Annotated in this window: 15 protein-coding genes; 10 read left to right on the top strand and 5 right to left on the bottom strand. The window is 38.0% G+C overall.

Annotated elements, in window-relative coordinates:
- The first annotated feature begins 176 nt into the window (after positions 1-176).
- On the top strand, positions 177-1,397 hold the full coding sequence (locus tag GJU39_RS00905) for an MFS transporter (protein ID WP_154278801.1): 1,221 nt from the start codon (positions 177-179) through the stop codon (positions 1,395-1,397).
- A 153-nt stretch (positions 1,398-1,550) separates the two neighbouring features.
- On the opposite strand, the gene GJU39_RS00910 is transcribed toward GJU39_RS00905, so the two are convergent.
- The 5 genes from GJU39_RS00910 to yihA all read right to left on the bottom strand — a co-directional run bounded on the left by GJU39_RS00910 (position 1,551) and on the right by yihA (position 8,374).
- Positions 1,551-3,977 (bottom strand): TonB-dependent receptor, encoded by a 2,427-nt coding sequence (locus GJU39_RS00910; protein WP_154278802.1) that lies wholly within the window; start codon positions 3,975-3,977, stop codon positions 1,551-1,553.
- Between the two features lie 177 nt (positions 3,978-4,154).
- The gene (locus GJU39_RS00915) at positions 4,155-4,892 is read right to left on the bottom strand and encodes a hypothetical protein (protein ID WP_154278803.1); all 738 of its coding nucleotides are present in this window, start codon (positions 4,890-4,892) and stop codon (positions 4,155-4,157) included.
- A 162-nt stretch (positions 4,893-5,054) separates the two neighbouring features.
- Positions 5,055-6,761 (bottom strand): M3 family oligoendopeptidase, encoded by a 1,707-nt coding sequence (locus GJU39_RS00920; protein ID WP_154278804.1) that lies wholly within the window; start codon positions 6,759-6,761, stop codon positions 5,055-5,057.
- A gap of 65 nt (positions 6,762-6,826) precedes the next feature.
- Entirely contained in the window at positions 6,827-7,687 is an 861-nt protein-coding gene (locus GJU39_RS00925; protein ID WP_154278805.1) for a UbiA-like polyprenyltransferase, read from the bottom strand.
- Positions 7,688-7,750: 63 nt separating this feature from the next.
- Positions 7,751-8,374: a ribosome biogenesis GTP-binding protein YihA/YsxC gene (gene yihA / locus GJU39_RS00930; protein WP_154278806.1), complete on the bottom strand. Its 624-nt coding sequence runs from the start codon at positions 8,372-8,374 to the stop codon at positions 7,751-7,753.
- A gap of 188 nt (positions 8,375-8,562) precedes the next feature.
- On the opposite strand from yihA, the gene ubiE reads away from it, so the two are divergent.
- The 9 genes from ubiE (at position 8,563) to GJU39_RS00975 (ending at position 15,633) form a co-directional block, all read left to right on the top strand.
- On the top strand, positions 8,563-9,294 hold the full coding sequence (ubiE, locus tag GJU39_RS00935; protein ID WP_154278807.1) for a bifunctional demethylmenaquinone methyltransferase/2-methoxy-6-polyprenyl-1,4-benzoquinol methylase UbiE: 732 nt from the start codon (positions 8,563-8,565) through the stop codon (positions 9,292-9,294).
- Entirely contained in the window at positions 9,291-10,088 is a 798-nt protein-coding gene (gene porT, locus GJU39_RS00940) for a type IX secretion/gliding motility protein PorT/SprT (protein WP_154278808.1), read from the top strand. Before ubiE ends, porT begins: the two co-directional genes overlap by 4 nt.
- A gap of 97 nt (positions 10,089-10,185) precedes the next feature.
- Positions 10,186-10,947, top strand: a complete 762-nt coding sequence (locus tag GJU39_RS00945; protein WP_154278809.1) for an SDR family oxidoreductase — start codon at positions 10,186-10,188, stop codon at positions 10,945-10,947.
- Between the two features lie 71 nt (positions 10,948-11,018).
- The gene (locus GJU39_RS00950) at positions 11,019-11,465 is read left to right on the top strand and encodes a GatB/YqeY domain-containing protein (protein WP_154278810.1); all 447 of its coding nucleotides are present in this window, start codon (positions 11,019-11,021) and stop codon (positions 11,463-11,465) included.
- A gap of 279 nt (positions 11,466-11,744) precedes the next feature.
- Positions 11,745-12,509: an alpha/beta fold hydrolase gene (locus GJU39_RS00955; RefSeq protein WP_154278811.1), complete on the top strand. Its 765-nt coding sequence runs from the start codon at positions 11,745-11,747 to the stop codon at positions 12,507-12,509.
- Positions 12,509-13,174 carry a CBS domain-containing protein gene (locus GJU39_RS00960; RefSeq protein ID WP_154278812.1) on the top strand — a complete coding sequence of 222 codons (666 nt, stop codon included), beginning with the start codon at positions 12,509-12,511 and terminating at the stop codon, positions 13,172-13,174. The genes GJU39_RS00955 and GJU39_RS00960 overlap by 1 nt, the downstream gene beginning before the upstream one ends.
- A gap of 8 nt (positions 13,175-13,182) precedes the next feature.
- Entirely contained in the window at positions 13,183-14,064 is an 882-nt protein-coding gene (locus GJU39_RS00965) for an NAD kinase (RefSeq protein WP_154278813.1), read from the top strand.
- Positions 14,065-14,066: 2 nt separating this feature from the next.
- Entirely contained in the window at positions 14,067-14,873 is an 807-nt protein-coding gene (gene porG, locus GJU39_RS00970) for a type IX secretion system protein PorG (RefSeq protein WP_154278814.1), read from the top strand.
- 19 nt (positions 14,874-14,892) lie between these two features.
- Positions 14,893-15,633, top strand: a complete 741-nt coding sequence (locus GJU39_RS00975; protein ID WP_154278815.1) for an isoprenyl transferase — start codon at positions 14,893-14,895, stop codon at positions 15,631-15,633.
- The last annotated feature ends 137 nt before the right edge of the window (positions 15,634-15,770 follow it).

Below are 15,770 nucleotides of genomic sequence, written 5' to 3' on the forward strand. Positions count from 1 at the left end.
CTTGGCCTTCCATCTCATACTAAATAATAGCTGGATTGTCACAAAAAACAAAAAATGTCAAGGGAAAGTGTTTGTTTCATTGTCAGGTTTTATTAGCTCTTCTAAAAAGTTTATTTTTGCCGTCCTTATCATCAGGCTACCCTATACAGCCTGTTTCTATTTTTTAAAATTTTGTAATGAATAACGCTGGTCAAGTCACCTACATCAAAGAAAAGAATCAAAAAATTGCGACGATCTTAGCCTTCGCTTTAATTCCATTATCGGGCTTTGCAACAGATATTTATATCCCGTCACTACCTACAATGGCTGGAGAAATGCATGTGAGCAGTATTCAGGTTCAGCTCACCCTTAGCATTTTTCTCATCAGTTACGGCGTATCTCAACTATTTATAGGAAGTATTTTAGATAGTTTCGGAAGGTATAAAATCGGAGTTTATGCACTGTTGATTTTTGCTGCGGCAAGCCTTGTTATCGCAACTACCCATAATATATACCTGATTTATTTAATGCGTGTAATTCATGGTTTAACAGTTGGTGGAATTGTGGTTGCGAAACGTGCTTATTTCGTCGACTTGTTTGAAGGCGATCAGCTGAAGCATTATTTGAGTTTGTTTTCTATAATCTGGTCAACCGGACCCATCATTGCACCTTTCGTCGGCGGGTATTTGCAAGCGGCCTTCGGCTGGGAATCCAACTTCTATTTTTTAGCAGGTTTCGCTCTTGTTTTTGCCTTGCTCGAATTCCTTTTTAGCGGGGAAACATTAAAACATTTTACAGATTTCCAAGTGAAAAAAATTACTAATATCTACCTCACGATGATTAAAACAACCAGTTTTACGTTAGGAATCGTAATGCTGGGGCTGGCTTACTGTATGGTGATGGTTTATAACATGACCGGGCCTTTTATTATTGAGCACGAATTGAAATTCTCTCCGGTAATAGCGGGTTATAGTTCCCTTGTTTTGGGTTTCGCCTGGATGGTGGGTGGCTTTATTGGCAAAGCGACTATTAATCGTCCGTTCTTTAACCGCCTGGCTATTAATTCAGCCTTGCAACTCGTTTTTGTAATCTTAATGATTTTGAGTCTGAATTTTATCAGCAATTTATATTCCCTAATTTTCTTTGCTTTTATCATTCATATCGGAGCCGGATATACTTTCAATAATTACTTTACCTTCTGTTTGAGTCAATTTCCAAAAAATGCTGGCATAGCGGGCGGTTTAACTGGTGGAATTACTTATGTTATTGTTTCTTTTTTAAGTTATGGAATTGTGAATTTTTTCCCCGCAAAGGATGAACGCAATTTGAGTTACAGCTACCTGGTGATGATTTTACTTTCCGGCCTGATTATGTTTTTGATTATGAAAACGAAAAAGACTGACGAAAAGCTGGCTTAACTGCTGAGGAAGCACATTGGATGTTTTTAGGCGGATTAAAAATCCGCAGCAATCAGGGTATGAGATCAAAAATCTCGACCAACTTTTAGTTTTAACGGTTAGTCGGTATTTTTAATCCCGTTTGATTTAACTAAGGATTTTCAATCCCTGAAATTACTTGATTCTATTCTCTTCATCAGTTACACTTGTATTTCGGTTACGAGTGGCTTTAATCGCACTGCTACCGAAAGCGTAACCCAGGCTTATTCTGAAAATTCTGGTTTCCTGTTTCTGGATTAGGTTATAATTTAAGTTCGATAATGCGCTGCTGATGTTGGCCTTTCGACTGTTTAACACATCGTTCAATGCAAATTTTAAATTCAGCCTTGTATCAGGGAAGGTCTTTTTTATTCCAAAATCGATTCCATAATAAGGTTTGATGGCATATGTTCCGTAGATCTGAGCAGAGATAAAATCGGCAGAAATTTCTGCCGACAATGTTGGAGTGATGATAAAGTTCTGGTTGCTATTTATGGAAAAGGTTACCTTTTTCCGATCATAAGCCAGGCCCGCTAAACTTGCAGATCGCGTTAGATTGTAATTGCTGGTAACGGTGTTATCCATGGTCCAGAATTTGGAAATTGTAGTGGGATAGCCAATGGTTAGATTGTAAGAGGAGCGTTCATCCAGGTTTTGAACAGTTTGATACAATGTTTTCTCCTCGTTGTCTGGAAGAAATACATCAAGGATTAGATTATCAGTATGGCTATAGCCCAGTGTAATATTCAGCGTTTTATTGTGGTTGTAAGAGAGCTCGAACGCGTGAGTGTATTGTGGATTTAAAAAGGGATTTCCTTGCGCAAAGGTATAAAGGTCTACGAAGTAAACGAATGGATTAAGTGATTTGTAATCTGGCCGGTCTATCCTTCTGCTATAAGAAAAGCCGATGGTATGAAGCGCTGATAATTTTTGACTCACAATAAGGTTCGGAAAAAAATTCAGGTAGCTCCGTTTAACTATTTTTTGCTCGCTGATGGAATTGCCTTCCGAGTTGGTTTGCTCAGCCCTTAAGCCAATTTCAATACCGGTAGACTTGAACTCCTGTTTAAAATTAGCATAGGCCGCATTGATATTCTCTTTATAAATAAAACGATTACTTCTGGTTGGGTCATTTTGCCATCGCGAGTCTGCAAAGTTTTCAAATTTAAAATCATTATCTGTACTTACCCAACTGGTTTTTAAACCTAAATCAAGTTTAGTTTTAGGTGTTAAGGGGAGTGAATAGTCGAGTTTTGCAGCTTTAATTTTAACTGATGACGGGGTCGAATTCCGAAAGGTTAAGGGCGCTCTGTAGGAACTTCCGTTTCCGGTGGAAAAATAATTGTTGTATACCGTATTTTCTTCACTTCGATAGTGCGCATAATCAACATCAGCGGAGAGTTCCTGTCCGAGTGTATCAATTACAGATTTATAATTCAGGTTATAAGCCTGGTTTCTATATTTATTAGCGGAGGGACTTTCAGCGATGATGCTCGAATCAGCCTTTGTAAAGCTTGAACCGATATTAGTTAAACCATCTGAATGATCATGGCCATTATTAAAATAACCACTGGTAAGCATGCCTATGGTATTTTTATCATTCAAAAAATAGTCAATTCCAGCTTTATAACTGTTGTTGTGGGTTGATTGGTTTTGTGTACTAAACTGTTGAAAGAACGTATTTGATATACCGTCATTTACAATTCTTTCGATCTCTAAATTTTCAGGTGCTTTATTATTGTTATTATTCAGGCTGCCAAAAATGTTTACGTTTTTATTCCTGTGGTTTAGCGAAATTCCAATATTACTTTTTGCCTGTTTTCCATAACCAAAACCTCCATCCAGGTTTCCATTGGTGCCGAAGCTGGCGTTTTTCTTTAAACGGATATCAATTATTCCGGCGCTGCCTGCTGCATCGTATTTGGATGATGGGTTGGTAATTAAAGAAATGGCTTTTATTTCATTCCCATTTAATGATTTCAACAACGTTGCCAATTGTTCGCTGGAAAGAAAGGTAGATTTTCCATTTATCAGAACGTTGACACCAGATTTACCACGCACACTGATTGTTCCTTCCTGGTTTACCGAAACCCCGGGCATTTTTGCTAAAATCTCGAGTGCATTGCTACCTGTGGAAACCAGGCTATTCTCTACGTTCATCACCGTTCGATCGTTAAATCTTTCAATCACCGGTTTTTTTCTGGCAATAGTTACACTACCTAAATCGTTGTGAATCGTTTGAATAATAATGTTCCTTACCACGTGTTGTATGCTATCGCTGATTTGAAACTTTGCTTCCGCGGGGCGATAACCTAATGAAGTGATCTGTAAAGTGTACTGACCCGATTTGAGCTCATCAAAATGAAATTTCCCATACTCATCAGTTAGGGTAATTTTTAAAAAAGAAGAATCGTTTATTGTAGATAGTTTCACGGAAGCAGCAACCGGATTCTGCAAATCATTTAGAATCGTACCCGAAATGATGCCTGCTTTGTTTTGCGCCCAGGCAGTAGAAATATGAAATAAAGAGATGTAAACGAAAAGCGTTAAAATAGATTTCATAGTGAAATTTGAGAGATGATTAGCTATTGACCAGTAGGTTACCCTGGCAAAACTAATGGAATAGATCTCCGCTAATTTCTTTTTAACACTGTTTAACGGTAATTAACAAATTTTCACAGTTACCAATAGATTACATCAATAGCCCAAATAGAAATGTAAATACAGGCTGGGTGGGCATTATTTTATTTTAAGATAGGTGCCCGCTAAGGTTGCATTGAATCCGAATTCACATTCGCTCAACTGATTCGGGTTGCCATCACTAATGATCAGAAAACCATTATAAAAGCGGACCTCAAATTTACAGGATTTGTTAACTTCAATAACGAATTGATTGTTTTTTAAAATAGCCGTTCCGGAGGCATCTGCAATATTTCTCCCTGGATCATGGGTAACCGAGCCAATATCATAAGCATAGGAACTGCCTGTTAATTTGCGGATGGTAATGCTCCCCTGATAACCTTTTTCTCCATACTGATAATGATATTTTCCTGCCAGCTGATTGGGTTGGGCTGGTGAAAAAAATTCGGGTTTAAGAGCTTGATTGTTTTTAATGGTTAACGTAGCAGAATAACTGGTGTCAGATTTGGTAGCCGACCAGTTCCCTTTCAACTGATTGCCTTTGAGTGTAGCATAAATGCTTCCGCTTACATTTCCGTTTTTCTCAAATTCGTGCAGCGAATATTGATTTTGATCACTCACCTCACCAATAATTTTTATTGGTGTTTTTGCCTTGGTATTTAAATACCTGATGTGACCTAAAATGATGTTGTTTGAAATGGAAATATTTAATTCGACAGGAATTTTTTTATTAATAAATCCGGTTAAAGTATAATTAGGTATGCGATTACTTTGCCGGGCATGGCAAACGCCAATACAGAGGCCAAGAACAATAATTATGGTTTTTAGAATACGCATCGATATTTTTTTTTTAAAAATAGAAAAGTCACGGTTAATTGCCGTGACTTTATCAATATAAATTTAGGAACTTTTTAAGTTTTAATTCAGATAATTTTATGGAACGTGGAGACACGAACTTTATCTAAAATCTATAAATCTTTTTAAATGGTTACTTAAGAATTAGCCTAACTTTTCTAACTCTTCTTTCACAAATTGCGCCAGTTCTTTCACGTAATCTGCACTGAAATCGAATTTAATTCCTGCCGTTTCGTAAATTTCATTAATTGGTTTGGTATAACCTAAAGATAGTGCCGCAAGGTATTGATCTAAAGCCTGGCCTGGATTTTCTTTGTAATTTTTCCAAACGGCAATAGCGCCTAACTGCGCAATGGCATATTCGATATAATAAAAAGGAACTTCGAATAAATGCAGTTGTTTTTGCCAGCCGTTACCAAATTGTTGCTGTAAATCATCCCAGTTAGCGAAACCTGCACCAAAACGATTAAAAATTTGTTTAAAAGTTTCTTCGCGATCAGCTGCAGTGTGGTCTGGATTGGTATAAATCCAATGTTGAAACTGATCAATTACGGCAACCCAGGGCAAAGTTTTTAAAACATCAGCAAGTTGTTCTCTCTTTGCACGGATAAGATCTTCCTCATTGTCAAAATAAACATCCCATTTATCCATAGAAATTAATTCCATACTCATAGAAGCTAATTCAGCAACTTCTGACGGGCAGTGTTTAAAATCGTTTAATTCCAGGTTTGCTGTTAAAAAGGTATGAATGGCATGTCCGCCTTCGTGCACCATGGTCGTTAAATCGCGAAGCGAGTTTGCAGAATTCATAAAGATGAAAGGCGCACCTGTTTCTGCTAAGGGATAGTTATACCCGCCTGGTGCTTTACCTTTTCTACTTTCCACATCGAAAAGGTTATTGGCTTTCATACTCGCCAATTTAACACCTAGTTTCTCATCAATGGCATTAAAACACGCAATGCTTTTGTCAATTAACTCCTCTCCGTTATTGAATGGCTTTAAAGCCGCTTTTCCGCTTACACTTACTTCCAGATCCCAGGGTTTTAAAACCTCCAGACCTAAAGCTTCCCGGCGCTTTTCTGCCTGTTCTTTTAAGATAGGAACGATCTCTTTTTCAATTGCATTGGCAAAATCATAACAATCCTGAGGTGTATAATCAAAACGACCAAGTGCCTGGAACATGTAATCACGGTAGTTCTCAAAACCTGCATTTAAGGCAACATGATTGCGCAATTGAATGAGTTCATCGAACAGGATATTCAAATCATCTTTATCAATTAGGCGACGTTGCTGAATGGTTTTCCAGGCATTTTCGCGAACCTCACGGTTTAAATCTTTAATAAAAACAGAAGCCTGTTCAAGTGTGTATTCCTGGCCGTTAATTTCCACACTCATGGCGCCGGTAATGCCCTGATATTTTTGTTGCTTTACTTGTAACTGGGTAAACAATTCAATGTTTTCTTCGCGGTAAATTTCTAAAGCTTTTTTTATTGCCCTGCTGTAAACAAAGAATTTCTCTTTATCCAGGTCGTCCATAAAAGGACTTTCTACAAATTTTTTGTTTAGCGCATTGGATAGGGGAGAGATTTTTGGTTCAATTTCTTCAGCAAAATACTGGAAGTTTTTAACCAATTCTTCGTTAGCTGTATCGCAACTCATTTTAATGTAGCGCCATGCAAAATCTTCTTCAAGCGCAGCTTCTAGTTCAGAACGGTCTTTTAACCATTGCTCCAATTCTTCCACACTATTAATTTCTCTGTTTTGCAATTCTGTAAAAAGTGGTTCAAGGCTTTCCCAGGTAATGGTTAAATCCCGGGGAATATATGTTCTAGGTTTCTTATTAATTATCATAATATTTTATAATTATTGAATGACAGAATCTTGAGGGAGTGAATGCAAAATGTACATTCAAAATGCTATCCTTTATATCTAATGTACGCGTCAATTAAAAAGCAAATGGCAAACACAACAGATGCATATCCATTTAAGGTTTGAAATGCCCTGTTTACTTTACTAATATCGTTTGGTTTTACCAGCATATGTTGATAAACAAGCATGGAGCAGAAAAATACAACTCCCACATAATAGACCCAGCTAAATTCGGTAAAGAACACGGGTAAAATAACGCAGGTTGCAGAAAGCACATGCAGTAAAACCGATACGTTCAAAGCATTTTTAATGCCAAGAGCCGATGGAATGGAGTGCAATTTTTCTTCGCGATCGAAATCTTCATCCTGTAAAGCGTAAATAATGTCGAAGCCGCTTACCCAAAATAATACGGTAAATGAATATAAAACAGGTACCAACGCAAAGTGGCCAGTTACTGCAATGTAGGCGCCAATAGGGGCGAGGGCGAGGCCAAGACCCAGTACCAGGTGGCAAAGTGCTGTAAACCTTTTGGTGTAGCTATAAAACAAAACTACGAACAAGGCAACCGGAGATAAGTAGAAGCAGAGCGGATTAATGAAATAGGTGGTAACCGCAAACAGCACGCAATTGGCAATGACAAAAATCAGTGCTTCATTGGCTGAAACTTTCCCGGCAGGGATATCCCGCATTTTGGTTCTTGGATTTTTTGCATCGATGTTTCGGTCAAGATACCGGTTAAATGCCATGGCAGAATTTCTGGCAAATACCATGCAAAGCAATACTAAGATAAGTTTATACCAGGAGAACGGATTTTCGGTAGTGGTTACACCCAGAAAAAAGCCAATCATGGCAAATGGTAATGCAAAAACCGAGTGGGCGAATAATACGAGTGAAAAGTATTTTTTCATTGATTGATATACGAATATTTTATGGATTAGATTTTCTATAGTAAAATGAAAATGGCTAACTGTCTAAAACTTTTTATATTCTGTTGGAACAACAAAATCCTGATTGACCTCTCCAATAAATTGAAGTACATCATCTTTGCCATTTCCTTTTTCTGCTGAAGTGATAAAAGTAGCCGGAATTTCTTCAAAAAACTCGCCCAGCTTTTTCTTAAATGCTGCTACGTTTTTTTGCGTAGTGGTCATGCCTTGTTTATCAGCCTTGGTAAAAAGTAATGAAAAAGGAATTTGTTTTTCACCTAACCAATAGCAGAATTCGATATCGATTTGCTGAGGCTCTAAACGGCTGTCTATGAGCACAAAAATACACTGTAAACTTTCTCTCTTAGTGATGTACGCACGAATGAACTTTTCCCATTTCTCTCTGCTGGTTTTAGAAACCTTGGCGTAGCCATAACCCGGTAAATCTACAATATACCACTTTTCGTTAATGAGAAAGTGATTAATTAACTGCGTTTTGCCCGGGCGTTGTGAAGTCTTCGCTAATCCGTGCTGATTAACCAACATATTAATTAGAGAGGATTTCCCCACATTGGAGCGGCCAATAAATGCATATTCGGGCATTAATGGTGCCGGTAAAGCCGAAATCTGGGTGTTGCTGCAAACAAATGTTGCCGTTTTGATAACCATAGCTGCAAAGGTAGGCTTTTGAGTCGGAAGTCCGAAGCCTCAAGTCATTAGTCGAAACCACAAATCTACAAGAAATGTAAAGTTTAAAATAAAATACATGCCTTTGTCCTTTTACGAACTCTTGATCTTCAAGACTCCGGACTATCGACTAAAGACTTTGGACTTTTTCCCTATCTTTGCCCTACATCATGAATCAGAATATTACTCCATATCAAGTAGAAGATGCAACTAAAAAAGAGCAGGTTGCAACCATGTTTAATAACATTTCGGGCACTTACGATTTTTTAAATCATTTTCTTTCCTTGGGGATTGATGTGATTTGGCGCAAAATGGCCATTAAGGAGTTAGTCTCTATTCAGCCAAGGAATATGCTCGATGTGGCTACCGGAACTGGAGACTTTGCCTTCGAAGCCATTAAAAAACTTCATCCCGAGAAAGTAATAGGTGTAGATATTTCTGAAGGGATGTTGGATGTAGCTAAAAAGAAAATCAATGAAAGAAGCTTAAATGAGACTTTCACTGTTCAACTGGGTGATTCTGAAGGCTTGCATTTTGAAGAACATACTTTTGATGCCATTACCTGTGCATATGGTGTTCGTAACTTTGAAAACCTCGAACAAGGATTAAGAGATATGTACCGGGTATTGAAACCTAATGGAAAAATGGTGATTCTTGAGTTTTCAAAACCAAGGGTGTTTCCGGTTAAACAGCTCTATAATTTTTATTTCTCAAAGGTTACGCCATTTTTTGGGAAACTGTTTTCTAAAGACGCAAGGGCTTATACTTATTTACCAGAATCAGTTGCCGCCTTTCCGGATGGAAAAGAATTTACTCACCTGATGGAGAAAGTTGGTTTTAAAAGTACCAAACAGAGAACTTTAACGTTTGGAATTAGTTCAATTTACGTCGGAACTAAATGATAAGAAAATTAAGCCTCATTATCTCCTTGTTTATGATATCGAGTTCGGCATTTGCCCAAAATTGGGGTGGAGGCATAGACGATGAAGACTGGAGTTTTGGGTTTAACTTTCAATATATTTCTGCAGAATATAAAATTCTGAAAAAGCAAAACTGGCAGAGTCCATTTTTTGAGGAGTTAAATTCTTTTGGCGTTTCTTATGATCCGAACTCTGGTGCGCCGGTAACAGCCCGACTCAATTCCATTTCAAGTAAACCATCTCAAGGCTTTGGTTTGGGCTTTGTCATGAACAGACGGATTTCTGAAAACTTTGACCTTCGTGCAACGCCGTCTTTGATTTTTAGTGATCGGATCGTAAGTTATGAATATGAGCCAATGGAGCCGATCAATGTAGGCAACGGACAAGTTAAAAATTTCCAAACCCTGGTTGATAAGAAAGTGCAGGCAACCATGTTTGAATTTCCACTCGGACTGAAAATAAAATCAAATCGCTTAAATAACTTCCGTGCTTACTGGCTAGGTGGCGCAAAATACTCTATTGATATTGCATCGAAGAAGAAAACCTCCGATGAAGGTGAAACCGCGGTAAACAAACTATTAAAAAATCAGCAGAATTATCTTTCTTATGAAACAGGGATTGGATTTGATTTGTATTTCGAATATTTTAAAATGTCGCCAGAAATTAAGTTGTCGTATTCTACAAACGATATTCTTCAACACGATAACACCGCATTTGCAAATCCAATAGATAAGTTGAAATTACGTCAATTAACGTTCAGTTTAATTTTTCAATAGCCGCACCATTCAAAAAAACTTACCTTTGCCTGCGGAGGTAAATCATCGGCCTTAGTTTTAAGTTCCAGGGTTTATCAAGACTTAAAAAATCACATACATGTCTAAAATTGTTTTAATTACAGGCGCAACATCTGGCATTGGCGAGGCTTGTGCACGTACTTTTGCTCAACAAGGTTATCAGTTAATTCTGCTCGCCCGCCGGGAAGATCGTTTATTAAAAATTGCACAAGAACTTAACAATCAATATGGTGTAGAAATTAAGCAGGTTTTGGCAGATGTCCGGAATAAAGAAAGTTTATCAGCTGCGCTGGAAGAATTACCTGCTGATTGGAAAAAAGTGGATATCCTGGTTAATAATGCAGGTTTAAGCCAGGGCTTAGATCCTATTGATCAGGGCAGTACAGATGATTGGGATACCATGATTGATACTAACGTTAAAGGGTTATTATATGTTACGAAAGTCGTTTCGAACTGGATGATTCCACAGCAATCCGGCCACATTGTAAATATTGGTTCCATCGCCGGAAAAGAAGTTTATCCCAACGGAAATGTATATTGCGCCACTAAACATGCGGTTGATGCTTTGAGCAAGGCCATGAGAATAGACCTGTTGCCTCATGGCATTAAAGTAACAGAAATCAATCCTGGTATGGTAGAAACTGAGTTTTCTGTGGTTCGTTTTAAGGGCGACGAAGATCGCGCTAAGAAAGTTTATGAAAACCTGGAACCACTTATTGCTGATGACATTGCAGATGCCATTTCGTATGTAGTAAGTCGGCCAAAACATGTAAATATCAATGATATGTTAATTATGCCAACGGTTCAGGCAACGGCAACGATTATAAAAAGAGATAAGTAATTAAATTACGAGTTGAAGGTTAAAAGTTGAATGTCAGTACCTATAGCCCATAACTCACAACCCACAACGATATGATATCAAATACAATAGATCAGGAAATTAAGAAAGCCATGCTGGCAAAAGACAGCGCACAGTTACGCGGTTTAAGAGCCATCAAAGCGGCCCTTCTTTTGGCTAAAACAGAAAAAGGGTCAACAGAAGAAGTTACAGAGGAAACAGAATTAAAGATTCTTCAGAAGTTAATTAAACAACGTCGTGAATCGGCCGATATTTATAAATCACAAAATCGTGCAGATTTATACCAGGTTGAGGAAGAAGAGATTAATGTGATCAACAAGTTTTTGCCACAACAGTTAGATCGGGCCGAAGTGGCAACCATTATTGAAGATGTAATCAAACAATCTGGCGCAACATCGGTTAAAGATATGGGTAAGATAATGGGTTTGGCAAACAAAGCACTTGCTGGCAAGGCCGATGGAAAATTAATTGCTGAAATCGTTAAAGAAAAGTTAGGGTAGGGGTTTTGGGTTTGCAGTTTTGAGCCTTAGTCTTAAGGGATTAGTTTTGAGTACAAAATTGTTAAGTTTGGTTTGAGGATTATGCATCTTGATACTCAAGTCTGGATATTTAATATCCAAACCTTCGTTCTTACTATCACTACTGTTACAAAATATGCATCCAGATACTCTGAACCAAGTTTTTGTACCGTTTTATGTTTTATTTCAGAAAAATGGCATAGAAATGCGAAAATTTAATTTTACTCTACTAACTTAGTGCACAATACCACAAGAATACATATGACATACCAGGTAATAGAAGAAGACGGATTTAAATACATTGAGGCCGGAAAAGGCGAAACACTGGTATTGCTACACGGTCTGATGGGCGAATTGAGCAACTGGGAGCAGGTTATTGAGCGTTTCAAAGACCGTTATCACGTAGTTATTCCAATTCTTCCAATTTACGATTTACCCATTTTAACATTAGGTGTTAAAGCTTTATCCAGATATTTACACCGCTTTTTAAAATTTAAATCACTTAATCAGGTGGTATTAATTGGTAATTCATTGGGTGGGCATGTTGGCTTAGTGTTTACCGTAGCGCACCAGGAATTTGTTAAAGCTTTGGTGCTCACCGGGAGTTCAGGCCTTTACGAAAATGCTTTCGGCGGGTCTTTTCCACGTCGCGAAAGTTATGATTACATTAAGGAAAAGGTAGAATTTACATTTTATGATCCGGCAACAGCAACTAAAGAGCTGGTTGATGATGTTTTTAAAACCGTTAATGACAGGTCTCGTGTGATCAGGATTTTAACGATGGCTAAATCTGCAATCCGCCATAATATGAGTAAAGAATTATCGAAAATCACCATCCCTATTTCTTTAATCTGGGGTAAAAATGATAAAGTTACGCCGCCGGAAGTAGCACAGGAATTCCATGAATTACTGCCGAACTCTGAACTGAATTGGGTTGATCAGTGCGGACATGCGCCAATGATGGAACAACCGGAAATATTTAACAATTATTTGGAAAAATTTCTAGATAGAATATTACTTAAATAATGTTTGCAGAAGAAATCATATCGAACGAAATTCCAACACTCAAAGCTGACGATTCAGTTCAGAAGGCTTTGGATCGCCTCAGCGATTTTAAACTGAAGCATTTACCGATCGTTAATGAAGGGGTGCTTGTTGGCTTGGTTTCAGAAGATGATTTACTAAACGTGCATGACCATGATACGCTTTTGAGTGACAATACATCCGTTCATTTGCTCAGCGTTTTCGTTCCCAATGATGCACATACTTATGATGTGATCAGGTTGCTAAGTCAATTGCACCTTACCGCAATACCGGTTGTTGATCAGCAGAAAAATTACCTGGGGTTAATTTCTATTAATGAGATGGTTGATGCGGTGGCAGAACAATATGCCGTACAGGAACCCGGAGGGATAATTGTACTTGAAATTGGTAACCGAGACAATTCGCTGGCACATATTGCACAGATTGTGGAAGCAGACAATACCCAGATTTTATCTTCTTACGTGAATTCTTTCAAGGATTCTACCCGTTTGGAAGTCACCTTAAAAGTGAATAAAACGGAAATTACCTCATTGATAGCATCATTCGAACGCTATGATTATCAGGTAAAAGAAGTATATAACAATACGCAGGTTGATGATGGATCGCAGGAACGATACGATTCTTTCATGAACTATTTAAATGTTTAAAGCCGATTATGAGGATAGCAATTTACGGGAGAGACTTCAATGATACAGTTTTACCATATGTTCAGGAAGTTTTTAACCACTTAGCCAGCCACAACGTACAGCCGGTTTTATACTCTAAGTTCAAAACATCACTTCATGGTAAGATCAGTTTACCAAAAAATACCATCATCTTTCATAACCATGTTGAGCTTAAAGAACGTGCTGATGTTCTAATCAGTTTAGGAGGCGATGGTACACTTTTAGATACGGTATCGCTCATCAGAAATTCGGGTATTCCGGTGATCGGCATAAATTTCGGTCGCTTAGGATTTTTAGCCAGCATCAATAAAAATGTAATGGAATCAGCACTAAAAGCCGTAATTAATGGCGAATACAGTTTAGATTGCCGTTCGCTTTTGGTTTTAGAATCTGATAATGGCCTGTTTGGCGCAGAGAACTTTGCGCTTAATGATATCACCATGCACCGGAGAGATAACTCTGCCATGATGATTATCCATGCGAAGATGAACGACGAATATATCAATTCTTATTGGGCTGACGGACTAATCATTGCAACTCCTACTGGTTCTACCGCTTATTCCTTAAGTTGCGGTGGACCGATTATTTACCCTGATTCCAGAAATTTTGTAGTTACGCCAATTGCACCACATAACCTCAACGTAAGGCCGGTAGTGTTGCCAGATGACCGTAAATTATCTTTTGAAGTAGAGGCAAGAGAATCTAAATTTTTGGTCTCTTGCGACAGCAGAACAGTAACTGTAGAAAGATCCGTAAAAATTAGCATAAAAAAAGCCGACTTTTGCTTAAATCTTATCCGTTTAAATAATGAAACTTATTTAAGTACGTTAAGAAATAAATTATTATGGGGAATAGATACCCGTAACTACTAAGTATGGCGCCAAACAAATTCCTTTTTCTTTTCCTTTTATTTGCCTGCAGTGCCGAAGTATCGCGGGCTCAGGAAGGTGGGAATTGGGAATTAGGGATTATGGCCGGCGGCGCTGGATATATGGGCGATTTAAATCAGAATAACCCCTTAAAAATCAGTGGTTTCTCTGCCGGTATCTTCGGGAAGAAAAATTTCAATCAATATTTAGGCATTCGGCTCAACTATAATTACGGACAAATTGAGGCTAAAGATTCAGAATCAGGCAATCAACAGTTCAGAGATAGAAATTTGAGTTTTAAAACCAGCTTAAGCGAGTTCACTGCAATAGTTGATTTTAATTTATTTAATTTTAAACTGGGTGGGGGCACGAGGCAGTTTACCCCTTATCTTTTTACCGGGGTAGGTGGCGTAGTATTTAAGCCAACATTTAAATACAATGGTGAAACGTTTCGTTTAGACAGAAAAGCAACCGAGGGGCAGGATAATGCCTATAATAATGTGGCCTTAACCGTTCCATACGGTTTAGGTTTAAAGTATAATTATAAAGATACCTGGAGCGTTTTTTCAGAAATTGGCTATCGAACCCCTCTTACAGATTATATTGATGATGTGAGTGGAAAATATCCAAGTTTAACCCTTCAAAGTAATACCATAGTGGGCAACCCGGGCTTAAATTTATCTGATCCATCTATAGGGCAGATTGGAGTTCCCGGAACCCAAAGAGGAGATTTTAGAAAAAGGGACACTTATCTATTTGTTAGTGTTGGCATATCTTTTACCTTTGTATCCTCAAAATGCTACTCGTTTTAAGTTGATTTTGACATAATTAATGGGATTTAAAGAACAAATAGACTATAGCCGCCTGCCAAAGCACATTGCCGTAATCATGGATGGTAATGGCAGATGGGCCAAAGGCCAGGGTAAAGTACGCGTTTTCGGTCACGAACAAGGCGTATTTTCTGTAAAAGACATTGTAGAAGGTTGTGTAGATGTAGGTATTGAATACTTAACACTCTATGCATTTTCTACTGAAAACTGGAACAGGCCGAAAGAAGAGGTGGATGCATTGATGCAAATCCTCATTTCTACCATCAACAACGAAACTGAAACGCTTAATAAAAACAATATTAAGCTAAATGCGATCGGTAATATTTCGTCTTTGCCTCAGCAATGTATTAATGATTTGCATGAAGCGATGGCGAAAACAGCACATAACGAAAAATGCACCCTTACCCTGGCATTAAGTTATAGTGCCAAATGGGAGATTTTAGATGCAGCTAAACAAATTGCTGCGGCTGTGAAAGACAACACCATCTCAATTGAGGAGATTGATGAACATTTATTCTCCTCTAAATTAACAACGGTAAATATGCCAGATCCGGAACTAATGATCAGGACTAGCGGAGAACACCGGATTAGCAATTATTTGCTTTGGCAAATGGCTTACACGGAGTTTTATTTTACCGATGTTCTTTGGCCTGATTTCAGACGTGAAGATCTTTTTGAGGCGATAGTTGACTATCAAAAACGCGAACGCCGTTTCGGAAAAATTAGTGAACAATTAAACTAATTTTTCTTTTAACACTTTTTAACAAGCGTTTAAACTAACTTAGCGCCACTTTATACGATAAATGTAACCATCAGAAGGGAATATTAATAAAGCATTTTTTGCTCTATAAAACACGTACCTTCGTGGCCATTACTGAA

The organism is Pedobacter petrophilus (assembly GCF_009674725.1).
Classification (GTDB): Bacteria; Bacteroidota; Bacteroidia; order Sphingobacteriales; family Sphingobacteriaceae; genus Pedobacter; species Pedobacter petrophilus.